General features: G+C 64.2%; 22 protein-coding genes. 10 read left to right on the top strand and 12 right to left on the bottom strand.

The window, feature by feature from the left end; all coding sequences use genetic code 11:
* Window positions 1–18: 18 nt before the first annotated feature.
* On the bottom strand, window positions 19–459 hold the full coding sequence (locus ACK5L9_RS03640; RefSeq protein ID WP_416910088.1) for an iron-sulfur cluster assembly scaffold protein: 441 nt from the start codon (window positions 457–459) through the stop codon (window positions 19–21).
* 62 nt (window positions 460–521) lie between these two features.
* On the opposite strand from ACK5L9_RS03640, the gene hisI reads away from it, so the two are divergent.
* On the top strand, window positions 522–881 hold the full coding sequence (gene hisI, locus ACK5L9_RS03635; protein ID WP_416910087.1) for a phosphoribosyl-AMP cyclohydrolase: 360 nt from the start codon (window positions 522–524) through the stop codon (window positions 879–881).
* Between the two features lie 14 nt (window positions 882–895).
* Here hisI and gluQRS read toward each other — a convergent pair whose 3' ends face one another.
* From gluQRS to ACK5L9_RS03610, 5 genes are all read right to left on the bottom strand, one after another.
* The gene (gene gluQRS / locus ACK5L9_RS03630; RefSeq protein ID WP_416910086.1) at window positions 896–1,747 is read right to left on the bottom strand and encodes a tRNA glutamyl-Q(34) synthetase GluQRS; all 852 of its coding nucleotides are present in this window, start codon (window positions 1,745–1,747) and stop codon (window positions 896–898) included.
* Entirely contained in the window at window positions 1,729–3,066 is a 1,338-nt protein-coding gene (gene trmFO / locus ACK5L9_RS03625; protein WP_416910085.1) for a methylenetetrahydrofolate--tRNA-(uracil(54)-C(5))-methyltransferase (FADH(2)-oxidizing) TrmFO, read from the bottom strand. Before trmFO ends, gluQRS begins: the two co-directional genes overlap by 19 nt.
* Window positions 3,067–3,185: 119 nt before the next feature.
* On the bottom strand, window positions 3,186–3,830 hold the full coding sequence (locus ACK5L9_RS03620; RefSeq protein WP_416910084.1) for a 50S ribosomal protein L25/general stress protein Ctc: 645 nt from the start codon (window positions 3,828–3,830) through the stop codon (window positions 3,186–3,188).
* Window positions 3,831–3,938: 108 nt separating this feature from the next.
* Window positions 3,939–5,105, bottom strand: a complete 1,167-nt coding sequence (locus tag ACK5L9_RS03615; protein WP_416910083.1) for an alpha-hydroxy acid oxidase — start codon at window positions 5,103–5,105, stop codon at window positions 3,939–3,941.
* Window positions 5,106–5,142: 37 nt separating this feature from the next.
* Window positions 5,143–5,424, bottom strand: coding sequence for a hypothetical protein (locus ACK5L9_RS03610; protein WP_416910082.1), 282 nt, complete (start codon window positions 5,422–5,424; stop codon window positions 5,143–5,145).
* Window positions 5,425–5,538: 114 nt separating this feature from the next.
* On the opposite strand from ACK5L9_RS03610, the gene ACK5L9_RS03605 reads away from it, so the two are divergent.
* Both ACK5L9_RS03605 and cysK read left to right on the top strand, forming a co-directional pair.
* Complete coding sequence (locus ACK5L9_RS03605) at window positions 5,539–6,276, top strand: cytochrome c biogenesis CcdA family protein (RefSeq protein ID WP_416910081.1); 738 nt, start codon at window positions 5,539–5,541, stop codon at window positions 6,274–6,276.
* A gap of 120 nt (window positions 6,277–6,396) precedes the next feature.
* The gene (gene cysK / locus ACK5L9_RS03600; protein ID WP_416910080.1) at window positions 6,397–7,374 is read left to right on the top strand and encodes a cysteine synthase A; all 978 of its coding nucleotides are present in this window, start codon (window positions 6,397–6,399) and stop codon (window positions 7,372–7,374) included.
* A gap of 13 nt (window positions 7,375–7,387) precedes the next feature.
* Here the strand turns inward: cysK and ACK5L9_RS03595 are convergent, their stop codons facing one another.
* Together ACK5L9_RS03595 and ACK5L9_RS03590 are read right to left on the bottom strand one after the other, a co-directional pair.
* Window positions 7,388–8,446 carry a quinone-dependent dihydroorotate dehydrogenase gene (locus ACK5L9_RS03595; RefSeq protein WP_416910079.1) on the bottom strand — a complete coding sequence of 353 codons (1,059 nt, stop codon included), beginning with the start codon at window positions 8,444–8,446 and terminating at the stop codon, window positions 7,388–7,390.
* Window positions 8,443–8,778: a DUF952 domain-containing protein gene (locus ACK5L9_RS03590; protein WP_416910078.1), complete on the bottom strand. Its 336-nt coding sequence runs from the start codon at window positions 8,776–8,778 to the stop codon at window positions 8,443–8,445. Before ACK5L9_RS03590 ends, ACK5L9_RS03595 begins: the two co-directional genes overlap by 4 nt.
* Before the next feature lie 132 nt (window positions 8,779–8,910).
* On the opposite strand from ACK5L9_RS03590, the gene ACK5L9_RS03585 reads away from it, so the two are divergent.
* On the top strand, window positions 8,911–10,512 hold the full coding sequence (locus tag ACK5L9_RS03585) for a bifunctional metallophosphatase/5'-nucleotidase (RefSeq protein ID WP_416910077.1): 1,602 nt from the start codon (window positions 8,911–8,913) through the stop codon (window positions 10,510–10,512).
* Between the two features lie 71 nt (window positions 10,513–10,583).
* Here the strand turns inward: ACK5L9_RS03585 and ACK5L9_RS03580 are convergent, their stop codons facing one another.
* Window positions 10,584–11,633 (bottom strand): GlxA family transcriptional regulator, encoded by a 1,050-nt coding sequence (locus ACK5L9_RS03580; RefSeq protein WP_416910076.1) that lies wholly within the window; start codon window positions 11,631–11,633, stop codon window positions 10,584–10,586.
* A 171-nt stretch (window positions 11,634–11,804) separates the two neighbouring features.
* On the opposite strand from ACK5L9_RS03580, the gene ACK5L9_RS03575 reads away from it, so the two are divergent.
* Window positions 11,805–13,211, top strand: coding sequence for a class II 3-deoxy-7-phosphoheptulonate synthase (locus tag ACK5L9_RS03575; protein WP_416910075.1), 1,407 nt, complete (start codon window positions 11,805–11,807; stop codon window positions 13,209–13,211).
* A gap of 78 nt (window positions 13,212–13,289) precedes the next feature.
* Here ACK5L9_RS03575 and ACK5L9_RS03570 read toward each other — a convergent pair whose 3' ends face one another.
* The 3 genes from ACK5L9_RS03570 to ACK5L9_RS03560 form a co-directional block, all read right to left on the bottom strand.
* A complete protein-coding gene (locus tag ACK5L9_RS03570) occupies window positions 13,290–14,393 on the bottom strand; it encodes a calcium-binding protein (protein ID WP_416910074.1) in 1,104 nt (367 codons plus the stop codon).
* Window positions 14,394–14,690: 297 nt separating this feature from the next.
* On the bottom strand, window positions 14,691–15,896 hold the full coding sequence (locus ACK5L9_RS03565) for a calcium-binding protein (RefSeq protein ID WP_416910073.1): 1,206 nt from the start codon (window positions 15,894–15,896) through the stop codon (window positions 14,691–14,693).
* 211 nt (window positions 15,897–16,107) lie between these two features.
* A complete protein-coding gene (locus ACK5L9_RS03560) occupies window positions 16,108–17,346 on the bottom strand; it encodes a calcium-binding protein (protein WP_416910072.1) in 1,239 nt (412 codons plus the stop codon).
* Between the two features lie 292 nt (window positions 17,347–17,638).
* On the opposite strand from ACK5L9_RS03560, the gene ACK5L9_RS03555 reads away from it, so the two are divergent.
* From ACK5L9_RS03555 to ACK5L9_RS03535, 5 genes are all read left to right on the top strand, one after another.
* On the top strand, window positions 17,639–17,968 hold the full coding sequence (locus ACK5L9_RS03555; protein WP_416910071.1) for a hypothetical protein: 330 nt from the start codon (window positions 17,639–17,641) through the stop codon (window positions 17,966–17,968).
* Between the two features lie 81 nt (window positions 17,969–18,049).
* The gene (locus ACK5L9_RS03550; RefSeq protein ID WP_416910070.1) at window positions 18,050–19,486 is read left to right on the top strand and encodes a multicopper oxidase family protein; all 1,437 of its coding nucleotides are present in this window, start codon (window positions 18,050–18,052) and stop codon (window positions 19,484–19,486) included.
* A gap of 145 nt (window positions 19,487–19,631) precedes the next feature.
* Window positions 19,632–21,353 (top strand): thiamine pyrophosphate-requiring protein, encoded by a 1,722-nt coding sequence (locus tag ACK5L9_RS03545; protein ID WP_416910069.1) that lies wholly within the window; start codon window positions 19,632–19,634, stop codon window positions 21,351–21,353.
* A 44-nt stretch (window positions 21,354–21,397) separates the two neighbouring features.
* Window positions 21,398–22,177, top strand: a complete 780-nt coding sequence (locus ACK5L9_RS03540) for a coniferyl-alcohol dehydrogenase (RefSeq protein ID WP_416910068.1) — start codon at window positions 21,398–21,400, stop codon at window positions 22,175–22,177.
* 23 nt (window positions 22,178–22,200) lie between these two features.
* The coding region (locus ACK5L9_RS03535; RefSeq protein WP_416910067.1) for an aldehyde dehydrogenase family protein at window positions 22,201–22,660 on the top strand (460 nt) is incomplete at its 3' end.

The raw sequence follows: 22,660 nt of genomic DNA, 5'->3' as shown, positions 1-22,660 counted from the left end.
TGCAGGGCTTTCGAAGGGTCAGGCGGTCTGCGCCTGATCGATCGCGGCAAGGGTCGCGTCCCAGGCCAGCAGGATCGAGGCATGGCGATTTGGAAACTCGCGCGCAGGCATCAGTGCCTCAAGATCGGCGAAATCGCCGACGGGGGGCGTACCTCCCTGCTTCAGCATTGCGTCAAGCTGGTCGCGGGTTGCGGAAATCTGATCCCGCGACTGGCCGATCACCCTGTCGCCCAGAACCGCCGCCGAGGCCTGACCCAAGGCGCAGGCCCTCACCTGCTGGGCGAACCCGGCAATGCGGCCATCCAGCATCACCACATCCACCGTCACCGACGACCCGCATTGCGGCGAACGCCGCATCGCCGAGCCATCGGGCGCATCCAGACGCCCCTGATGCGGAATCGCCGTGGTCAGTGCCAGGATGCGACGCGAATAAAGCTGCATCAGATCGGTATCGGCCATCGGTGCTTTCTCCCCGGCTGCATTCGCATTAGATAGGGGCGGTATCACCGAAAGGGAACCCGATGTTCAGCCCCGGCAGCCTGAAATTCGACGCAAATGGCCTGATCCCCTGCATTGCGCAGGATGCCGCCACCGGCGATGTGTTGATGATGGCATGGATGAACGCCGAGTCCGTTGCCCGCACGCTGGACAGCGGGCGCGTCACCTATTGGTCGCGCTCTCGCAGCGATTTCTGGGTCAAGGGAGAAAGCTCGGGCCATGTGCAGAAGCTGGTTGAATTGCGGCTGGATTGCGACCGTGACTGCCTGCTGGCGCTGGTCGATCAGACCGGCCCCGCCTGCCACACCAACCGTCAAAGCTGCTTTTACACTGCCATCCGCGACAGGACCGAAGTCGAGATCATGCAGCCGATGACCGACTGACCGCCGGGAACAGGTCACAACCCCAGCAGGCGGCGGATATCCTGCGGTGTGGCACCGTCTTCGCGATAGTGGCGGATGGCGCGGGCGTCGTCGCGCTTGGCCAGCCTTTTGCCGGCATCGTCGCGGATTAGCCTGTGGTGATGATAAAGCGGCGTCGGAAGCTTTAGCAATTTCTGAAGAAATACGTGTATCCATGTGGAATCGAAAAGATCTTTTCCACGGGTAACGACGGTGATGCCTTGGGCGGCATCGTCCACGACCACCGCCAGATGATATGAGGTGCCCATTCCGCGCCGCGACAGGATGACATCTCCGATGCCGTCCAGAAATTCCGCGCGCGTTATGCTGTGGTCATGGCCGGGCATGATTGCCTCGTCGCGAAAGCCGATCCGGTCAATCCCCAGATCTTCAAAGGCGCGGGCCACGTTCAGCCGGATCACGTCATCCGCGCCCGCATCGGCCAGGGCGCGGCCCCGGCAGGTGCCCGGATAGATAAGCCCGTCCGGCCCGGCGGGGAATGCGCCTTCCTGCGGGGCGGACAGGGCGGCGCGGATGTCGCCCCTGCGGCAGCGGCAGGGATAGGACCAGCGCGCCAACCGTCCCAACGCGTCGAGATAGGTCGCCATGCGGTCGGATTGCCGCATGACCGGGCATTGCCAGTCCAGCCCCAGCCAGGCCAGATCGTCGTAAATCGCGGCCTCGAATGCGGATTTGCAGCGGTTGCGGTCAATATCCTCGATCCGCAGAAAGAATTGCCCAGGATCGGCCTGTCGCGCAGCAATCAACGCGGCGCAGGCATGGCCCAGATGCAGCAGCCCCGTGGGCGAAGGCGCAAAGCGCGTGCGCCTTATTGCGCCGCAAGCCATGCCGAGAAATCGTCCTTGGCGCGTTGGGTATAGGCTGGATAGCGGTCCTTGCGGCCCCGGCGGCCACCGCGCGCGTCGTCCAGCGGCGGAAATAGCCCAAAATTCACGTTCATCGGCTGAAAGGTCTTTGCCTCGGCCCCGCCAGTGATGTGATTGACCAGCGCGCCCATCGCGGTCGTGAAGGGCGGCGGGGCAAGGTCCGCGCCGCGCGCCTGCGCCGCTGCCATCCGCCCCGCCAGCAGACCCATGGCCGCGCTTTCGACATAGCCCTCGACCCCCGTGACCTGACCTGCGAAACGCAGGTTCGGGCGGTGACGCATCCGCATCCGGTCGTCCAGCAGCGTGGGCGAGTTCAGGAAGGAATTGCGGTGAATGCCGCCCAGCCGGGCGAAACCGGCGTTTTCCAGACCGGGGATCAGGCGGAACACCTGCGTCTGTGCGCCATGTTTCATCTTGGTCTGAAAGCCGACTATATTATACAGCGTTCCCAGTGCATTGTCCCTGCGAAGTTGAACTACTGCATAAGCTTTTTCGCCGGGTTTGTGGGCATTGGTCAGGCCAACCGGCTTCATCGGCCCGTGGCGCAGTGTTTCGCGGCCGCGTTCGGCCATGACTTCGATGGGCAGGCAGCCGTCAAAATAACCGGCGGTTTCTCCTTCGCGGAACGCGGTCTTGTCGGCGGCCAGCAGCGCATCAATGAAGGCCTCGTACTGGTCGCGGGTCATCGGGCAGTTGATATAGGCGCGCCGTTCGGCCTCGGTCTCGCCCTTGTCATAGCGGCTTTGTTCCCAGGCCACCGACATGTCGATCGTGTCGGCATGGACGATGGGGGCGATGGCGTCGAAAAAGGCCAGCGCTTCGGTCCCGGTCTCGGCGCGGATCGACGCCGCTAGCCGGTCCGAGGTCAGCGGCCCGGTCGCCACGATCCAGTTGCCATCCGGGGGCAGGTCTGCCACCTCGCCCGGCGCAAATTCGATCAGCGGCTCGGCCCGCAGCGCCGCCGTCACGGCCTGCGAAAACGCCTCGCGGTCCACGGCCAGCGCGCCGCCCGCCGGCAGGCGGTGGCGGTCGGCCATGGCCATGATCAGCCCGCCCGCACTGCGCATTTCCCAGTGCAGTTGCCCGACGGCGTTCATCTGATCGTCATCCGAGCGAAAGCTGTTCGAACAGACCATCTCGGCGCAATCGCCGGTCTTGTGGGCGAAGGTTCCGACCTGGGGGCGCATCTCGTGCAGGATCACCGGCACCCCTGCGCGGGCAGTCTGCCAGGCGGCCTCGGATCCGGCCAGACCGGCACCGATGATATGGACAGGCTGCATGCGGACCTCTTGCGGCATGGGGCAAGGCCGGACAGCTAGCAGCAGGCCCCGGAAAAGGAAAGGGCGGCACCAGCGGCACCGCCCACAGGATCACGCGAGGCCCGCGACGGGCCGGGCGATCATTCTTCGGCTTCGGCGGCGGCCTCTTCGGCTTCGCCTTCACCCGCTTCGGGTTCGTCATCGCTGGAACGCAGCGCCGAGGGGGCGGCGATATTCGCGATCACAAAGTTGCGGTCGGTGGTGGGGCGTGCACCCGAAGGCAGTTTCACATCGCCGATATGAATGCTGTCGCCAACTTCGCGGCCTTCCAGATCAACGGTAATGTGATCGGGAATGTCGCTTGCAGTCACCAGCAGCTCGACCTCGGGGCGCACCGTCACCAGCGTGCCGCCCTTTTTCAGGCCGGGGCAGGTGTCCTGGTTGATGAACTCGACATGGATGAACAGGTTCACCTTCGAGGTGCGGCGCAGGCGCATGAAGTCGATATGGATCGGCAGATCCTTGACCACATCCTTCTGCACGGCGCGACAGATGACGCGCACGTCTTCCTGACCCTCGACCTTCAGGTTCCACAGCGTGGACATGAAGCGACCGGCGCGCAGCCGGGTCAGCAGTTGGTTAAAGTCGAACTGAACGCCGACCGGGTCCTTGTGGTCACCATAAACGATGCCGGGCACCTTGCCTTGACGACGAGCTTGGCGGGCGGCCCCCTTGCCTGTCCCCACGCGTGCCTCGGCCACCAGATCCGGGATCTCTTTGGCCATGATAATTATCCTTTGACATTTGTTGATGCCGCCATCCTCCAAGGGTGCATGACGACAGGTCGCAGCCCTTAACGCAGGCCGGGCCGCTTGTGAAGGGTGAATCCGGCCTCAGCCGCCGTATTCCGTCAGGAAACCCTGTGGCAGCAGCACATTCTGCCGTCCCAAAGCCCGCACATCGCGTTCGCCGCACAGTGCCATGGTCGTGTCCAGTTCCTTGCGGATCACCTCCAGCGCGGTGGTCACGCCAGCCTCGCCCATGGCCCCAAGCCCGTGGACAAAGGCCCGCCCGATCCATGTGGCATGCGCGCCAAGGGCCAGCGCCTTCAGTACGTCCTGACCGCTGCGGATGCCGCTGTCCATGTGGATTTCGATCTGGTCGCCGACTGCCTCGACAATATGCGGCAGCATCCGGATCGAGGACAGCGCACCGTCCAGTTGCCGTCCGCCGTGATTGCTGACCACGATGGCGTCGGCCCCGAAATCTGCGGCGATGCGCGCGTCCTCGGGGTCCAGAATGCCTTTCAGGATCAGCTTGCCGCCCCACATCTCGCGGATGCTGGCAATCTTGTCCCAGTCCAGCCTTTCGTCGAATTGCTCGGCCGTCCAGCTCAGCAGTGACGAGGCATCGCCGACGCCCTTTACATGCCCGACGATATTGCCAAAGCCCCGGCGTTTCGTTTGCAACATGCCCAGACCCCAGCGCCATTTCGTCGCCAGGTTCAGCACGGTCGGCAGGGTCATTCTGGGCGGGGCGGACAGGCCGTTTTTCAGATCCTTGTGGCGCTGGCCAAGGATTTGCAGATCCAGCGTCAGGACCAGCGCGCTGCATCCGGCGGTTTTCGCGCGGTTGATGATGGCTTCCAGAAATTCCTGATCCTTCATGACGTAAAGCTGGAACATGAATGGTTTCGCCGTGTTCTGCGCGACATCCTCGATGGAACAGATCGACATGGTGGACAGGCAGAAGGGCACGCCGAATTTCCCGGCGGCCTTTGCCGCCAGAATCTCGCCATCCGCATGCTGCATGCCCGTCATCCCGACCGGAGCCAGCCCGACGGGCATGCTGACCGGCAGCCCGGCCATGTCGGATGCGGTGCTGCGGTTCGACATGTCCACCGCGACCTTCTGGCGCAGCCGGATATCGGCGAAATCGGTCGTGTTTTCGCGAAAGGTCTGTTCGCTGTAGCTGCCCGATTCGGCATAGTCATAAAACATCCGCGGTGCGCGGGCCCTGTGCAGGCGCTTCAGATCCTCGATGCAGGTGATGACGGGCATGACGGTCTCCGGCTGGGATGGGGTCTGACGTGGCGGTTTATTCGGCTTGGCGCAATTGTCCGGCGGTTTGTTGCATGCGATTGCGCAGGTCGGGCGGGATGACCGGCCGACGCAGCGTCCCGGCGCGGGCCTTCAGCGCGGCGGCGCGTGCTTTGGTCGCGTCGGTCGTGGTTTCGGGCGCGGCGGCATCGGGGTCAAGAACCGGTTGCGCCAGCATCCGGCTGGTCGGGACCAGATCGGGATAGGGGGTCGCCGGATCGGCACAGGCCGCCAGCAACGTTAGGGTGGCGCAAAGCGCGCATGTGGCACGGGTGATCATGGCCGCAGCTTAGGCACAGCGCGGCGTCGCCACAACGGGCGAATTGTGCAACGGGTGCATCGGCGATTGACGGGTCGGCGCGAATAATCAACCATCCGGGCAAGGAGAAGACTCATGCTGGAGATAGGTTTCCGGGGCGCTGCCCTTGCGGGTATCCTGTCCTTTTTGTCGCCCTGCATCCTGCCGATGGTGCCTTTTTATCTGTCCTACATGGCCGGAATTTCGGTGATCGAGCTGCGCGGCGACGGGCGGATCAATCCCGGCGCGCAGCGGCGGCTGGTGTTGTCGGCTGTGGCCTTTGCCCTTGGGGTGACGACCATCTTTCTGCTTCTTGGACTGGGAGCGACCGCGCTGGGGCAGGTCTTTGCGCAGTGGAAACAGCCTCTTGCCTATGTCGCCGCTGTGATCCTGATCGTCTTTGGCTTGCATTTTCTGGGCATCCTGCGCCTTCCCTTTCTCTATCGCGAGGTGCGGCTGGCCGGGCCGTCCCGACCCTCAGGGTTGGCGGGATCCTATGTCATGGGGCTGGCCTTCGGCTTTGGCTGGACGCCCTGCATCGGCCCCGTCCTGACCGCGATCCTGCTGATAGCCTCGGGGATGGGCGATCTGTGGCGGGGGTGTGCGCTGCTGCTGGTCTATGGGTTCGGCATGACACTGCCCTTCGTGCTGGCGGCGTTCTTTGCGCAACCATTCCTTGTCTGGGTCGCCCGCAACCGCAAATATCTGGGCCTTGTCGAAAAGGCGACGGGCGCAATGCTGATCGGTTTCGCGATCCTGATCGCCACGAATACGGTGAACCTGCTCGCCGACTGGATGATCCGCAATTTCGACTGGTCAGCGACCCTGACCTGAAAATGACGGCCCGTGCCACAGGCGGCCTTTCAACGTTGGCTTTTTCCCTGCCCGCGGTTAACCTTGCAATCGCGACGGCCCGAGGGCCTTTGTCAGGGGATCAGGGGAAGGGGTATCGCCATGACGCAGATTTTTTCCGATAATTCGCAAAGCATCGGACGCACGCCGCTGATCCGGCTGAACCGCATCACCGACGGCGCTGGCGCAACCGTTCTGGCCAAGATCGAGGGCCGCAACCCCGCCTGGTCGGTCAAATGCCGGATCGGCGCGGCGATGGTTCGCGACGCCGAGGAACGCGGCCTGCTTGGTGCCGGCAAAGAGATCGTGGAACCCACCTCGGGCAATACCGGGATCGCGCTGGCCTTTGTCGCGGCGGCGCGGGGCATTCCGATCACCCTGACCATGCCGGACACGATGAGCCTTGAGCGGCGCAAGCTGCTGCTGGCCTTTGGCGCGAAGCTGGTGCTGACCGAGGGGGCCAAGGGGATGAAAGGCGCGATCGCGAAGGCCGAGGAAATTGCGGCCTCGGATCCGGCGCGCTATGTGCTGCTGCAACAGTTCAACAACCCCGCCAACCCTGCGATCCATGAAAGCACCACCGGCCCCGAGATTTTTCAGGATACCGGCGGCAAGATCGACATTTTCGTCGCGGGCGTCGGGACCGGTGGCACGATTACCGGCGTCAGCCGCTATCTCAAGGGGACGCGCGGGCTGAAGATCACCTCGGTTGCGGTGGAACCCGCCGACAGCCCGGTCCTGACCCAGACACGCGACGGCCAGCCTGTCCAGCCCGGCCCGCACAAGATTCAGGGCATCGGCGCGGGCTTTGTGCCGCAGGTGCTGGACATGTCGCTGGTGGATCGCATTGAACAGGTTGGCAATGACGAGGCGATGAAAACCGCCCTGCGGCTGGCGCGGGAGGAGGGGATTCTGTCGGGCATTTCCTGCGGCGCGGCGACGGCGGCGGCGCTGCGTCTGGCGCATCTGCCGGAAAACGAGGGTAAGACCATCGTCGTCATTCTGCCGGATTCGGGCGAACGCTATCTGTCCTCGGCGCTGTTCGAGGGGGTGTTCGACGCGGCGGGCGGGCCGATCTGACGGGGGAAAACCGTCAGACCCAGTCGGAAACGCCGCTGCCGGTCAGTTCGGGCAGGGTCATCCTGTCGCGCGCAAGTCTTGCGTCGATGTCGCGGGCGATGTCGTGTGCCAGCGAAAATCCCTGATAGATCAGGGCGGAATAAAGCTGGATCGCCGAGGCTCCGGCCCGCAGTTTCTGCCATGCCTGTTCGGCCGAGCCAATGCCTCCGACACCAACCAACGGGATCTCGCCCCGTGTTTCGCGGTGCAGTCGCGCCAGAACGCCGGTTGCGCGCTGAAACAGCGGGGCACCGGACAGGCCCCCGGCTTCGCCGCCATGCCCGCCCGTGAGGCCGTCGCGTGAAAGGGTGGTGTTGGTGGCGATGATGGCATCGACACGGGCGTCGCGCGCCACTGCCGCGATGTCGGACAGGGCACGTGCATCCAGATCGGGGGCAATCTTGATAAAGACCGGAACCCGCCGGGGCAGGGCGTCGCGGGCAGTCATCACGCCGTCAAGCAATGCGGCAAGGGCCGCCGCACCCTGCAGATCGCGCAGTTTCTCGGTGTTGGGGGAAGAGACGTTGATGGTCAGGAAATCGGCCGCCTCGCCCGCCATCCGCACGACCTGCGCGAAATCGGCGGCGCGGTCGGCGCTGTCCTTGTTCGCGCCGATATTCAGGCCAACAGGGATGCCTGCCGGACGGGCCTGCATCCGCGCGGCGATTGCCGCCGCGCCGTCATTGTTAAAGCCAAAGCGGTTGATGATCGCGCGGTCCGCAGTCAGGCGGAACAGGCGCGGTTTCGGATTGCCGGGTTGCGGGCGCGGGGTCGCGGCACCCAGTTCGATGAAACCGAAGCCCGCGCGCATCAGTGGTGCCACGGCGCGGGCGTTCTTGTCATAGCCCGCCGCCAGACCCACGGGGTTCGCCAGCTTCAGCCCTGCCAGCCGCAGGCGCAACCGGTCGGACGTGGCAGGTGCGCCGGGCAGGGGCACCATCCCCGCCGCCAGCACGCGGATCGACAGGTCATGCGCGCGTTCCGGGTCCAGCCGGTGCAGGGCACCAAGGCCCAGCCTTTCGATCAGTGTCATTCCAGCGGTCCTGTGTCATGGCCTTCAGCGCTGATCGCGACAGGCCGCGTCCAGCGGATGTCGGGCATGCGCAGCCGCCGGTAGAGATGCGGGAACAAATCGCCCCCGCGCGACGGCTCCCATCGCAACGCAGCGCCCATCGAACCGGCTTCGCAGGCCAGCAGCGTCAGCCCGTCCTCGCCCGCGAAATGTTTCGCCAGCGTGCCGGGTAGTTGCGCGGCGGTAGAAAAATGCACGAACCCGTCGGCGACATCCACCGGCGCGCCATCGCTTTGCCCCGCCGTCTGCATCGCGGCCCATTCTTTGGCACGGAAAATCTTGTAGATCAGCATGGGGGCATTTGCCGTGCTGCGGGGGCGCGGGTCAAGATGCGTCTTGTCACGCAATTGACACGAGGATTTGACCGCCCCGCATCCGTAGGCCAAGCTGATGGCACTGGAATGTCCAGCACAAGGAGAACGGGGATGAAATTTCGCCTTATCGGGGCCGCAACGGTCGCCGCGCTGATGGCAGGTTCGGCCCAGGCCGAGATGGTTCTGCATATCCTGCATACGAATGACGTGCACAGCCGGATCGAACCGGTGAACAAATATGACAGTACCTGCGACGCGGAAACTTTGGCTGCGGGCGAGTGTTTCGGCGGTGTCGCCCGGATTGCCACCAAGGTCAGGGAATTGCGCGATCAGATCACTGCCGGGGGCGGAAACGTCCTGGTACTGGATGCTGGCGATCAGTATCAGGGATCGCTGTTTTTCTCGACCTACAAGGGCGAGGAGGTGGTCGAGTTCATGACCGCCATCGGCTATGATGCCATGGCCGTCGGCAATCATGAATTCGACAAGGGGCCCGAGGGGCTTGCCGTGCTGACGAACGGGGTGGCCTTTCCAGTCACTTCGGGCAATCTGGATCTGTCGCAGTCGGACCTGCTGAAAGATCAGGTCGAGGGGGCGCTGACGCTGGATGTCGGGGGTGAAAAGGTCGGCATCGTTTCGGCGCTGGCGACGGATACGCCGGAGACATCGGTGCCGGGCGATGCGGTCATCTTTATGGACGACATCGAAAGCCTGAAGGCGCAGGCGCAGGCGCTGGGCGATCAGGGCGTGAACAAGATCGTTGCGCTGACCCATGTCGGCTATCACCGCGATCAGGAAATTGCGGCGCAGGTGCCCGGCATCGACGTGGTGATCGGAGGGCATTCGCATACGCTTCTGGGGGATATGGAGGGTGCCGAAGGCCCCTATCCGACCATGACAGCAGGGATCGACGGTTCCGAGGTTCCGGTTGCAACTGCCTATGCTTATTCAAAATTCCTTGGCCATCTGGTTCTGACTTTCGACGATGAGGGCAAGTTGCTTGGTGCCGAGGGGCAGCCGGTCCTGCTGGACAATTCCGTGCCCGAGGATCAGGCCATCGCCGCCCGCATCAAGGAAATGGCTGCCCCGATCGAGGAACTCAGGAACCGGCAGGTTGCGCATCTGGGCGTGGCGCTGGACGGGGATCGCGCCACCTGCCGGGCCGGGGAATGCGCCATGGGCGATGTCATCGCCGATGCCATGCTGGCGCGCGTCAGCGATCAGGGGATCAGCATCGCGATCCAGAATGGCGGGGGCGTGCGCGCCTCGATCAACGCGGGGCCGGTCATGATGGGCGAGGTTCTGACGGTGCTGCCCTTCCAGAACACGCTGTCCACCTTTCAGGTCACGGGGGCCGATATTCTGGCCGCGCTTGAAAACGGTGCCAGCCAGATAGAGGAAGGCGGGGGGCGTTTTGCGCAGGTCGCGGGGCTGAAATACAGCGTTGACCGCGCGGCCGATGTCGGAAGCCGGATCAGCGGGGTGATGGTCGCGGCGAATGGCGAATGGGCCGCCATAGACCCCGCCGCCACCTATGGCGTGGTGTCGAACAACTTTGTCCGGCGCGGCGGCGACGGGTACACGGCCTTCGCCGCCAACGCCACGAATGTCTATGATTTCGGCCCGGATCTGGCCGATGTGCTGGCCGAGTATCTGGCCGCGCAGGGCCCGGATTTCGCGCCCGCGCCGGATGGACGGATCACGGTTCACTGATCCCTGCTCTGGCCCGGTCCCGCCGTTTCGGCGGGGCCGGGCTTTGCGCCCCGCCGCGCGCGGTCGCCCGGTCAGGTGGCGATTTCGCCGCCATGCGCGCGCGCGGTCACACGGTGGTTCACGGCATAGGTTGGTCGTCGGCGGTCGGGGGCCGTTGGCGGGCTGGTGCCGCGTTCGCGATAAGGCGTGCTGCCATATTGCGCGCGATAGCATTTCGAGAAATGCGAGGGGCTGGAAAAGCCGGATGCCAGCGCGATCTCGATAATCGACATCTCGGTCTGCATCAGCAGGTTGCGCGCGCGGGCCAGCCGGATTTCCATGTAATAGCGTTTCGGGCTGCGGTTCAGATAGCGGCGGAAAAGGCGTTCAAGCTGGCGGGTGGACATGCCCGCATCGGCGGCAAGGCGGACGGGGCTGATCGGTTCTTCCAGATTGCCCTCCATCCGCGCTATGACCGAGGACAGACGCGGGTGACGCACGCCGATCCGGGCGGGGATGGACAGGCGCTGGCGATCCTGATCGGTGCGGATCGTGGTGTGCAGCATCTGGTCGGCCACCTCGGCGGCCAGATCGTCGCCATGCGCAAGCGCGATCAGATGCAGCATCATGTCGATGGATGAGGTGCCGCCCGCCGCCGTCAGCCTTCCGCCATCCTGCACGAAAACCGAACGCAAAAGATCGACCTTGGGAAAGGCCTCGGCGAAACCGTCATGATTTTCCCAGTGGATTGTCGCCCTGCGCCCGTCCAGCAGCCCGGCGGCGGCCAAAATCCAAGCGCCGGTGCAGACCGCGCCAATCATCGCGCCGCTGCGTTCCTGACGGCGCAGCCAGGCCAGCACCGGCTTTGTCGCCTCGCGCGCGATCTCGGTGCCGCCACAGACAATCACCACCTCATCGCGGCCGGGCTGGGTCTCGGCCTCCAGCCCGGCATCAAGCTGGAGGCGCGCCCCGTTCGAGCAGGTGGCGACATCGCCCGACGGCCCGACCAGACGCCATTCGTACAGCGCGCGCCGGGCCGAGCGGTTGGCCAGGCGCAGCGGCTCGATGGCCGCCGTGAAGGGCAGCATGGTGAACCGGTCGAGCAGCAGAAAGGTGAAGCGGCGCGGCTTGTCTGTCGGCATGAAGGGGCCTGATCGTGGGGTCGGTTCAGGAAACACCGGAACCCCGGCTGCCGCAAGAGCCGAAAGCGACCTATTCGCACGCGCAGAGGTTGCTTTCGCGGGCGCGGCTCTTTTCCTGCTGCGCCGAAGGGATTATACCATCGCGACCGTTATTTCCAAGGAGCCCGTGCCATGACGCAGGAGAATCGCCCCCAAGCCGCCACTTCCCCCTGGGACAAGGCAGGCTGGCGCGCCTTTCCGCGCGTGCAGATGCCCGATTATACCGACGCGCAGGCGCTGGCCGCCGCTGAAACACAGTTGCGCCATTATCCCCCGCTGGTCTTTGCCGGAGAGGCGCGCCGTCTGCGCGAGGAACTGGCAGGTGTCGCGGCGGGGCGCGCCTTCCTGTTGCAGGGTGGCGATTGCGCCGAAAGCTTTGCCGAGTTCAGCGCCGACAATATCCGCGACACATTCAAGGTGCTGTTGCAGATGGCCGTGGTGCTGACCTGGGGTGCGCAGCTTCCCGTGATCAAGGTCGGGCGCATGGCCGGCCAGTTCGCCAAGCCGCGCAGCGCCCCCACGGAAACCGTAGATGGCGTGGAACTGCCCAGCTATCGCGGCGACATCATCAACGGATTTGACTTCACCTCCGATGCGCGCGTACCCGACCCTCAGCGGATGCTGGCGGCCTATACGCAGGCGGCAGCCTCGCTGAACCTGCTGCGCGCCTTTTCGACCGGCGGTTATGCCGACATGCACCGCGTCCAAAGCTGGATCGCCGATTTCGTCGGCGGGCCCGAGGCTGCGAAATACCGCCAGATCGCCGACCGTATCGGCGATGCGATGGCCTTCATGCAGGCGGCGGGCGTCACAGCCGATACCGCGCATCAACTGGCCAAGGTCGATTTCTATACCAGCCACGAGGCGCTGCTGCTGGAATACGAGGAATCGCTGGCCCGGACCGACACCACCACCGGTCTGCCCGTCGCCGGATCGGGGCATATGCTGTGGATCGGCGACCGGACGCGGCAACCTGACGGCGCACATGTCGAATTTTGCCGGGGCGTTCAGAATCCCATCGGGCTGAAATGCGGCCCGACCACCTCGGCCGAGGATCTCAAGCTGCTGATGTCGCGGCTGAACCCGCAGAACGAGGCTGGCCGTCTGACCCTGATCGCGCGCTTCGGCGCGGGCAAGGTGGGCGACAACCTGCCGCGCCTGATCAGGGCGGTCAAGGAAGAGGGGGCGAATGTCGTCTGGTCCTGCGATCCGATGCATGGGAACACGATCAAGTCCGCCTCGGGTTACAAGACGCGGCCCTTCGATTCGGTGCTGCGCGAGGTACGCGAGTTCTTTGCCGTCCACGCGGCCGAGGGCACCATCCCCGGCGGCGTGCATTTCGAGATGACCGGCAAGGACGTGACCGAATGCACCGGTGGCGTGCGCGCAGTGACCGATGAGGTTCTGTCGGACCGCTATCACACCGCCTGCGACCCGCGCCTGAACGCCAGCCAGTCGCTGGAACTGGCCTTCCTTGTGGCCGAGGAACTGCGCGCCCGCCGCGAGGCCGCCGCGCAGCAGCAGGCGAAGGCCGGATAAACGCGTCCGCGCCTGGCGAAAACAGACAGCCGCCGGAAAATCCGGCGGCTGTGGTTGTTTCCGGGAGTGCCACGCGGGCTACAGGATGAAATCATCCGCCGTCAGGTCGATACGGCCGTGCAGCGCGATGATCGATTCCGCCTGTGCATCGGCGTTGTTGTCGATCAGAACCAGCGTGACCGCCTTGTTATTCTGCATGATCTGCTGATAGGCGACCTGGCCGCCGCCATCGGTTCCGATCTGGCTGTCGCCGATGAACTGAAAGCGGTCATTTCCCGCGACCAGCGGATCGGCATCAATCCGTGACAGGACGATCTTGTCCTGACCTTGCTGGAAATCGATGATCTTGTCGCTGCGGGTTTGCGAGGCTTTGCTGTCGCTGATGCTGTTGAATACGAATCTGTCGGCCCCTGTGCCGCCGCGCAGGATGTCGCTGCCCGGCCCGCCGATCAGCCGGTCATTGCCGTCGCCGCCAATCAGCCGGTCATGGCCGTTGCGTCCGACCAGCAGGTCATTGCCGCCCTGTCCATTCAGCGCATTCGCGGTGCTTGACCCGAACAGCAGATCCTTGCCTTGGCCACCCCGCAGATTTTCGATTTGGTCGAGCTTGTCGATCCCGCGCCCGGTTTTCTGGCCGCCGGACAGCGCCAGGTCGATGCGGGTAGGTGCCTTGCCCATGACGATGGCGGTATCCCTTCCCCAGCCGCCGGACAGGACATCATTGCCCGCATCCATATACAGCCGGTCGGCTCCGTCGTCGCCGTAAAGCGAGTCATTGCCCGGCCCACCCGACAGCGTGTCGTCGCCTTCCGCGCCACGGATCCTGTCATTGCCTGTAAAACCCGTGACCTGATCATTTTCGGGGCTTAGATCGAAGCGGTCGTTTCCAGAAAAGATCTTCGAAGCCAGCTTGATGTCGTCGGCCGTCGATTTCGACCTGATCGCCGTGGCAAATTCTGTTGCGCTGATCGAGAAGTTGCTGATGCTAAGCGGGTTCTCAACAGAGACGCCGCCGTCTGTGGAATAATATTCGAAGTAATAGTTGGCCGTGCCCCCTGACAACATGTCATTGCCGTCAATGGTCAGGCCGTGCCCAGCCACGGTTGGCGCACGGATGAGTGCGCGGGTGCCCCAGACGGCGATATACGCATCCAGAGGTTCGCCGTTTGCAGGGTCGGCCATTACATTTTCCCTTAGCCGGAAACCTACCTTTTCCCGCAGGAATATATTGAAATCATAGTCGCGCATACGGAACGCTTCACTCGCATAAACTTTAGCCAATTCTCAATCTCCCCTTGTGGCGTGATGCCATGGGTGACAAGTCTCATGACGCTCACGCTTCGATTTGGCCTGTATTGTCTAGTCAAATTTCATCCATTTGAGAACCATAATAAAAATTAAGAAGCGAATGGAATCACAGCAAAAAAACCGCTGCGGGGCGCAGCGGCTGTCGCAGGTCGTCAGGCGTTCTGAAGCCGGTTACAGGATGAAATCATCCACCGACAGGTCCACATGACCGCGCAGGACCAGAACCGATTCCGCGCGTATATCGGCGTCGGTGTCGATCAGGACCAGCGTACGTTCCGTGCCCGAGGCAAGCTGGACATGACGGATCGCGACATCGCCGCCATTCGCCCGTCCGATCCCGTTCTCTCCTGCAAAGTGAAAACGGTTATTGCCCGCGACCGAGGGGTCGGCGTCGATCGGCGACAGGACGATCTTGTCCACGCCATGCCGGAAATCGGTTATGACGTCCCGCGCTGCCGGGGTGACGCCGCTGTCCTGGATCGTCCTGAAGATAAAGCGATCGGCACCCGCACCGCCGCTGAGGATGTCCTTACCCGCGCCGCCGGTCAGCCGGTCCGCCCCGCCGCCACCGATCAGCCTGTCATTGCCGCCCATGCCGGTCATCACGTCCCGCCCGGCCCCGCCTTGCAGGATATTGGCATCGGGTGTGCCGTTCAGGCGGTCATTGCCGGAACCGCCGCGCGCGTTCTCGACCTCGGACAGGGTGTCGGTGCCGCGACCGGTATCCTGCATTTCGGTCTTGTTCAGGTTGATTTTGACCCGCGCCGTGCCCGAGGCCAGAACCCAGTCGTTCCCGTCGCCGCCCGACAGCGTGTCATCGCCGGCGTCCAGCGTCAGCCTGTCATTGCCGCTGCCGCCCATCAGCCCGTCATTGCCCGCCCCGCCCTCCAGCGCGTCATTTCCCTGTGCGGCCAGCAGGAAATCATTCCCGTCGAACCCGTTGGCCTGATCGTCGCCGGTGCTGAGATAGAACACATCGTCGCCCGCCAGAATTGCGGCGAACACCTGCTGGTCGTCCGTGGTCGATTCCGAATAGACGGCCGCGACGAACTGTTCCGCCGGCACAGAGATGCCGTCGATCTTGAACGGATTCAGAAGGTTCTGGCCGCCATCCAGCGAATAGAACTGATAATAGTAGACGATGGTGCCGCCCGACAGCAGGCCGGTATTGTCGGTGACGAAATCGTTGCCCGCCAGCACGCCGACATAGGGAACGTTGCTGACCTTCCAGACAAACCCGAACGCGTCATGCAGTTCGCCCGTCTGCGGGTCAGGAAGCGACTGTTCTCGCAGTTCCATTCCTGAAAGCTGGCGTTCGATGACGTTCATGTCAAATTCGTTCAGCCGAAAAGGCTCGGTCGCGGTAATGATTGCCAACTCGCAGGTCTCCGTTCGGGTCGAAGGCGCGGGCCGGTCTTTTCCGGGCTGCGATTTAACCCCTCTGATTTCCGCACAGGACTAGCCAATACATGCGCCTGGCGGAAGGGGGCCATTAGAATGCTAATCATTCTCCAAAAGGATAGTGCCCTCAACGAAAGGGCCGCCGCAGCAGGCGGCGGCCCCTGAGGGGATTTCTTTATATCTGAATTCAAAGGATAAAATCTGATTCCGTCAGATCGATATGCCCCGGCAGACGGATGGTCGCCTCGGGGTCCGCGTCGGCATCCGTGTCGATCAGCAGCAGCGTATAGTCCTTTTGGTCTTCTATATAGACGACGTGCCGGTAAGCGATTTCACCCGTGCCCGAGATGCTTAGCCCGTCATCGCCAACAAAGCGGAACGCGTCGTCCGTGCCGGTGGACGGGTTGGCATCCATCGCCTTCAGGTTGATCCGGTCCTGACCCTGCTCGAAATCGCGGATCTCGTCCTGGGCGTCCCAGATATTGCCGCTGTCCCTGAGGGATTTGTAGATGAACTGATCCATCCCGTCACCGCCGGTCAGCAGGTCGCCGCCCATGCCGCCGTTCAGCAGGTCGTTTCCGCCCCCGCCCTTCAGCACATCCTTGCCGCCCGCACCCGTCAGGCTGTCATTGCCGCCCGCGCCGTCCAGCTCGTTCGCGCGTTTCGATCCGATCAGCCGGTCATTCCCGGTCGAGCCGAGCGCGTTTTCGATCCCGACCAGCGTGTCCTTGCCAAGCCCGGTCTTTTGCGGTCCGGCGCGGCCAAGGTTGATCGTGGCGGCGGTGTCGCTGGCGGCCTGCACCCAGTCGCTGCCCTTTCCGCCAACCAGCCGGTCATTCCCCGCATCCAGGATCAGCGTATCGTTGCCCGCCTGCCCGAACAGCCGGTCGTTGCCCTTGTCGCCGACCAGGGTGTCATTGCCGCGCCCGCCGCGCAGCAGGTCGCGCCCCGCCCCGCCCGAGATCTGGTCGTGGCCCGAAAGCCCCGACGCGATGTCGCGACCATTGCTTAGCACCATGATATCATCGCCCTTCAGCAGGCCCGCAATCAGTTTCCGGTCATCCCCCAAAGACGGAGAATTGACGGCTGCCAGAAAGGTGCCGACAGGAACCGACAGCCCGTCAAGGGCAAGGACAAGCCTGGGGTTGCTTCCATCGACCGCCGATTGAGCGACCGCCATCCCCTGAACGGTGCCGCCGTTGATGATGCCCTGTGCGTTGGTTTGCAGATTGTCGCCCTGGAAGAAAAAGCTTTGCGTGACATCGCCATGGGTTCCGGCCACGACGAAAGTATCGGCATAGGTTCCGATGCCCACCTTGAGGTTCTTGTCGTCAAAAAATTCAACCTGAGTGTTGGTTCCGGTGAGGATCGTGTTGAAATTTAGCTTCCTGGCGTTGAACGGGGCGTTGGACAGAAGAACGGTCATCTGCGGATCCTTAATTCATGTGGTGCAATCAGAGCGGCAGCCATGCCGGATTTCCGCAAGCTAACGGTGCCGCGCTGTGACTGCAAGTGCAGGGTTTCCAGAAGATTTGCGGAATATTAATTAATATTTTTAGCTTATTGCAGATATACTTCGTTTGGATGATTGGCCGCCAGATGGAATCATTCAGCCTGTATGACGCGGCGTTTCCCGCGATGGTCCACGGGCCTTGGGTAAACCCCGCGTTTTCAGATGATCCGTTGACAAGACGGGCTGTTTGGCGTGCAAACAGACTATGTGGCGCATCCTTCTTGTCAGCCTGATGGCGGTTTCCCTGAACGCGATGTCCTTTGCGGCTTCGGCGCATGGGGTTGCCATGCGAATCGCGCATCCGCACCAGATGACGCAACCCGCTGAGGGCTGCGACGGTCACACCTGTCACGGCGGGGTCATGCAGCGGCTGTGTGAATGGGCCTGTCTGGGCGGCGTGCCGGTCGGGCATGGCGGGCCGGATCAGCCGGATCTGCCAGTGTGCCATGCGGTTTCGTCGCTGCCTGGCGACCTGACGCTGCGCGGCGTCGATCCTTCGCTGAACGACCGGCCTCCGCAATCCGTGCCTGCGTGAAAGGTGCCCGTCCCGCCATTTGTGGCCGGGGATGGGTCAGAACGGATTCAGGATGGGGCATCGCGCCCCAAGGAGGCAAGCATGATCAATTTCTCAAGACGCGGCTTTCTGGCCGCAGGCGCTGCCGGGCTGGGACTGGCGGCCATGCCGCGCATGCCGGTGGCGCAGACCGCGCCTCTGTCACTGACGGCGACGACGCGAGTGCTGGACATTCAGGGCCGCGCTGCGACGGTTCTGGGGCTTGGCAAGGGGCTGGTTCTGGAACCCGGCCAGCGATTCCGGGTCGATCTGCGCAACGATCTGGATCAGCCTACGCTGATCCACTGGCACGGACAAACGCCTCCCAATGCGCAGGACGGCGTGCCCGACATGCCGATGCCGATGCTGGCCCCCGGCGAAAGCCGCAGCTATGATTTCGATCCTGTTCCGGGCACGCACTGGATGCATGCGCATGTGCCCTTGCAGGAAATCCGGCTGCTGGCCGCGCCGCTGATCGTGCGCAGCGCCGGGGACGTGGCGGCCGACCGGCAAGAGGTTGTCATGTTCCTGCACGATTTCGCCTTCGCCGAGCCGCAAGAGGTAATTGAGCGGATCACCGGCGGCCACGCCCCTGCGGCGGATGCGGGGCACGGCATGGGTCATGGCATGCATGGCGGCGAAAACTCTGGCGGCATGAACATGGGCAAGATGGACATGGGCGGGATGGCGATGGACCTGAACGACTATGATTGGGATGCCTATCTGACCAATGACCGCACGCTGCACGACCCCGAGATCGTCAGCGTCGATGGCGGCGGGCGGGTCTTGCTGCGCATCATCAATGCCGCCTCGGCCACGGTGTTCTGGATCGACACCGCCGAATTGCCCGGCCAGCTTGTCGCCGTGGACGGGCATGGCACGCAGCCGGTCGCCGGGTCGCGCTTTGGCGTCGCCATGGGGCAGCGGCTGGACATTCTGATCGACCTGCCCGCAGGCGGGGCGTGGCCGATCCTGGCGCTGCGCGAGGGCGCGCGGGAACGGACCGGGCTTATCCTTGCAACCCCCGGTGCGGCGATCCCGAAAATTCCGCTCATGAGCGAGGCGGATTCCCCCGCCTTCGATACCGACCTGTCGCAAGAGGCCGGGTTTGCCGCCCTTGACCCGCTGTCCGCACGCCGGACGGATCGCACGCATATGGTGATGCTGGGCGGCTCGATGCAGCCCTATCTGTGGACCATCGACGGCAAGACATGGGGCGATCATACCCCCGTCGAGGCCCGGACCGGCGAGCGTGTCGAGCTGATGTTTCACAACATGTCGATGATGGGCCACCCGATCCACCTGCATGGCCACAGCTTTCAGGTGGTCGGGATCAACGGCACCCGCCTGTCCGGCGCGCGGCGCGATACTGTTTATGTGCCGCCCATGGCGATGGTCACGGTCGCGCTGGACGCGGGCGAGGCCGCGCGCTGGATGTTGCACTGTCACCATGTCCCGCATATGGCGACCGGCATGATGACCGAGTTCGCTGTCTCTTGACGAGCCCGCCCTGGCCTCTGCCTGCGCGGTGGCCGGGGCGGCGGGGCGAAACATGGTTGACAATTGCGGATCGGCCCGCCCATTTCTTGAATAGCCAATATCGGTAGACGACCAACACGCTTGCAAGCCAGAGGAGGGCTGCGGCTTGACATCCGGGGCTAAGACGCCGCTGACAGCAGGCGGGGCCATGTTCGGCAAGCTCAAGTCGCTTGGCGTCGATTACGTGTTCGCCAATTCCGGCACCGATTTTCCGCCGATCATCGAAGGGCTGATCGACGCGCGCCGCCGGGGCGTTGCGCTGCCCGCCGCCGTGACCGTCCCGCACGAGATGGCGGCGATCAGCATGGCGCATGGATATTACCAGATCACTGGCCGGATGCAGGCGGTGATGCTGCATACCAATGTCGGGCTGTCGAATGGCGCGACGGGGGCGATCAATGCGTCCTGCGACCAGATTCCGGTGATGCTGATGTCGGGGCGCACGCCGGTCATGGAAAAGGATCGCTTCGGCGCGCGCACTGTTCCCATCGGCTGGGGGCAGGAAATGTTCGACCAGACCGCGCTGGTGCGCGAGGCCAGCAAATGGGATTACGAACTGCGCTTTCCCGAACAGATCTCGGACCTGTTCGACCGGGGCTGGGCTATTGCCAATTCCACGCCAAAGGGTCCGGTCTATCTCGGCCTGCCGCGCGAAGTGCTGTGCCAGACCGTCCCGCCCGACGGGCTGGACCGGCCCGCCAGCATGGCACCGGTCATCACCGCGCCCGACCCGACGGCGCTGCACCGGGCCGCCGCGCTGCTGGCCGGGGCACAGACGCCGCTGATCATCAGCCAGCGGGGCGCGGGCTCTCAGGTGGCCTTTGACGCCCTGTCGGATTTCGTCACCGACCGGGCCATGCCCCTGTCGCATTACTGGGCCAATCAGCTTTCGATCCCGATGGCGCACCCGATGCAGATCGGCGTGAACCCCGAAACCATGCTGGCCGAGGCGGATGTTGTTCTGGTGCTGAACAGTCTTGCGCCCTGGTGGCCCGACAAGGTGCGGCTGCGCCGGGATGTCAGGGTCATCCATCTGGGACCGGATCCCCTGTTCGCGCGGACTCCGGTCAGGAATTTCCGTGCCGATGTCACGCTGGCGGGCGAAACCGGGCCGACGCTTCTGGCGCTGATCGAGGCGATGCGTGACCAGCCGCGCGACGAGGCGATGATCGCGGCGCGCCGCGACCGTATCGCTGCGCTGTCCGATGACACGCGCAGGGCGGTTATTGCCGCGGCCGAGGCGGGCAACCGTGCGCCGATGACGAAGGACTGGGTCAGCCTCTGCCTTGGACGTGCCATCGCGGGGCGCAAGGCGACGGTGTTTCAGGAACTGGGCTGCCCGCTGCCGCCGCTGAACCTGGACGCGCATCTGAGCTATTTTCAGGACCCGCATTCGGGTGGGCTTGGCTGGGGCTTTGGCGCGGCGCTTGGGGCGCAGCTTGCCGAACCCGACCGACTGGTTTTTGCGACGATGGGCGATGGCAGCTATATGTTCTCGAACCCGACCGTGTGCCACCAGATCGCCGAGGCCATGGGCCTGCCGGTCATCGTGCTGGTGCTGAACAATCAGGAATGGGGTGCGGTCCGGGCCTCGGTTCAGGGGCTGTATCCCGATGGCCTTGCCGCGCGGGCCAACGAGGTGCCGCTGACTGCGCTGCAACCCAGCCCCGATTTCACCCTGACCGCGCAGGCCAGCCGCGCCCATGCCGAAACCGTCAGCGAGGGCGCGGCCCTGCCCGCCGCGCTGGACCGGGCGATCCGCATCGCCACGACCGAAAGGCGGCATGTGCTGCTGAATATAGCCATCGAACGCAGTGCCGCGCCCTGAGGCACGGGCGGGCCGGAATTTCAAGCATGTAAGGAGTTGTTGCGATGCTGAGTGGAAAGACGATTATCCTGACCGGAGCGGCATCGGGGATCGGTGCCGAATCCGTTCGCCGGATCCGCGAGGCGGGCGGAGCGGTGGTCGCAGTGGACCGCAACCCGCCCGAAGTCGAGGTCGATGCTTTTCATCAGGCCGATCTTTCGAATGCGGCGGTGGTCGAGGCGCTGATCGAACATCTGAAACCGCTGCGCGCAGACGGGCTGGTCAATTCGGCGGGCGTGCCTCCGACCGCCCCGCCCGAGAAGGTGGTGACGGTCAACCTGGTGGCGCTGAAGCGGCTGACGCTGGGGCTGGTGGATACGCTGGCCGACAATGCCTCGATCGTGAACCTCGCCTCGCTGGCCGGCATCGGATGGGAGGGCGAGGTCGCGAAGATCAGGGCGGCCGACGGGCTGGACCACGCCGCCGTCCCGGCCTTTTGCCGCGACCACGGGATCACGCGCGAGAACAGCTATTTCTTCACCAAACAGGCGCTGATTGCGTGGACCCATGAAAACCGCTGGACATGGCGCGACCGGGGCATCCGCATGAACGCTGTCAGCCCCGGCCCGGTGGACACGCCGATCCTGCCCGATTTCATCGAAACCCTTGGCGCCCGCGCTGAAGAGGACATGAAAACCATGGACCGTCCCGGCCGCCCCGAGGATATCGCCCCGGTGGTGGTGTTCCTGCTGTCCGATGGCGCGGGCTGGCTGCGGGGGACGAATATCGACGCCGATGGCGGCATGCGCGCCAATATCGACGCGCTGGCCAATGGGCTGTCCTGATTTTGGCTGAAGGAGTTGAACCGATGAATGTTGCCATGTTGATCGGCGGTGCCGACACCCCCGCCGCAGAAAGCCGCACCTATCAGCGCCACGACCCGGTGACGGGCAAGGTCGCGACCACTGCGCCCGCCGCCTCGGCCGATGACGCCCGCGCCGCCGCCCGCGCCGCCGCCGCCGCCTTTCCCGCATGGGCCGCCACCGGCCCCGCCGAACGCCGCGGCCTGCTGATCCGGGCCGCCGACGCGCTGGAGGCGATGACCGACCGGATCGTCGCGACCATGATCGCGGAAACCGGAGCGACCGGGCCATGGGCCGGGTTCAACTGCATGCTGGCTGCCGGGATGCTGCGCGAGGCGGCGGCGATGACCACGCAGATCTCGGGCGAGGTGATCCCCTCGAACAAGCCCGGCACGCTGGCCATGTCGCAGCGCAGGCCGCTGGGGGTCTGCCTTGGTATTGCGCCCTGGAACGCGCCGGTGATCC

Source organism: Paracoccus sp. (in: a-proteobacteria) (assembly GCF_047973135.1).
Lineage (GTDB): Bacteria > Pseudomonadota > Alphaproteobacteria > Rhodobacterales > Rhodobacteraceae > Paracoccus.
The sequence above is the reverse complement of the archived record's forward strand: the minus strand, read 5'-3'. Positions and strand labels throughout refer to the sequence as shown.

Coding starts and splice junctions, on each gene's coding strand:
- ACK5L9_RS03640 (WP_416910088.1), bottom strand. CDS start 459: ATGGCCGATACCGATCTGATGCAGCTTTATTCGCGTCGCATCCTGGCA.
- hisI (WP_416910087.1), top strand. CDS start 522: ATGTTCAGCCCCGGCAGCCTGAAATTCGACGCAAATGGCCTGATCCCC.
- gluQRS (WP_416910086.1), bottom strand. CDS start 1,747: ATGGCTTGCGGCGCAATAAGGCGCACGCGCTTTGCGCCTTCGCCCACG.
- trmFO (WP_416910085.1), bottom strand. CDS start 3,066: ATGCAGCCTGTCCATATCATCGGTGCCGGTCTGGCCGGATCCGAGGCC.
- ACK5L9_RS03620 (WP_416910084.1), bottom strand. CDS start 3,830: ATGGCCAAAGAGATCCCGGATCTGGTGGCCGAGGCACGCGTGGGGACA.
- ACK5L9_RS03615 (WP_416910083.1), bottom strand. CDS start 5,105: ATGCCCGTCATCACCTGCATCGAGGATCTGAAGCGCCTGCACAGGGCC.
- ACK5L9_RS03610 (WP_416910082.1), bottom strand. CDS start 5,424: ATGATCACCCGTGCCACATGCGCGCTTTGCGCCACCCTAACGTTGCTG.
- ACK5L9_RS03605 (WP_416910081.1), top strand. CDS start 5,539: ATGCTGGAGATAGGTTTCCGGGGCGCTGCCCTTGCGGGTATCCTGTCC.
- cysK (WP_416910080.1), top strand. CDS start 6,397: ATGACGCAGATTTTTTCCGATAATTCGCAAAGCATCGGACGCACGCCG.
- ACK5L9_RS03595 (WP_416910079.1), bottom strand. CDS start 8,446: ATGACACTGATCGAAAGGCTGGGCCTTGGTGCCCTGCACCGGCTGGAC.
- ACK5L9_RS03590 (WP_416910078.1), bottom strand. CDS start 8,778: ATGCTGATCTACAAGATTTTCCGTGCCAAAGAATGGGCCGCGATGCAG.
- ACK5L9_RS03585 (WP_416910077.1), top strand. CDS start 8,911: ATGAAATTTCGCCTTATCGGGGCCGCAACGGTCGCCGCGCTGATGGCA.
- ACK5L9_RS03580 (WP_416910076.1), bottom strand. CDS start 11,633: ATGCCGACAGACAAGCCGCGCCGCTTCACCTTTCTGCTGCTCGACCGG.
- ACK5L9_RS03575 (WP_416910075.1), top strand. CDS start 11,805: ATGACGCAGGAGAATCGCCCCCAAGCCGCCACTTCCCCCTGGGACAAG.
- ACK5L9_RS03570 (WP_416910074.1), bottom strand. CDS start 14,393: ATGGCCGACCCTGCAAACGGCGAACCTCTGGATGCGTATATCGCCGTC.
- ACK5L9_RS03560 (WP_416910072.1), bottom strand. CDS start 17,346: ATGACCGTTCTTCTGTCCAACGCCCCGTTCAACGCCAGGAAGCTAAAT.
- ACK5L9_RS03555 (WP_416910071.1), top strand. CDS start 17,639: ATGTGGCGCATCCTTCTTGTCAGCCTGATGGCGGTTTCCCTGAACGCG.
- ACK5L9_RS03550 (WP_416910070.1), top strand. CDS start 18,050: ATGATCAATTTCTCAAGACGCGGCTTTCTGGCCGCAGGCGCTGCCGGG.
- ACK5L9_RS03540 (WP_416910068.1), top strand. CDS start 21,398: ATGCTGAGTGGAAAGACGATTATCCTGACCGGAGCGGCATCGGGGATC.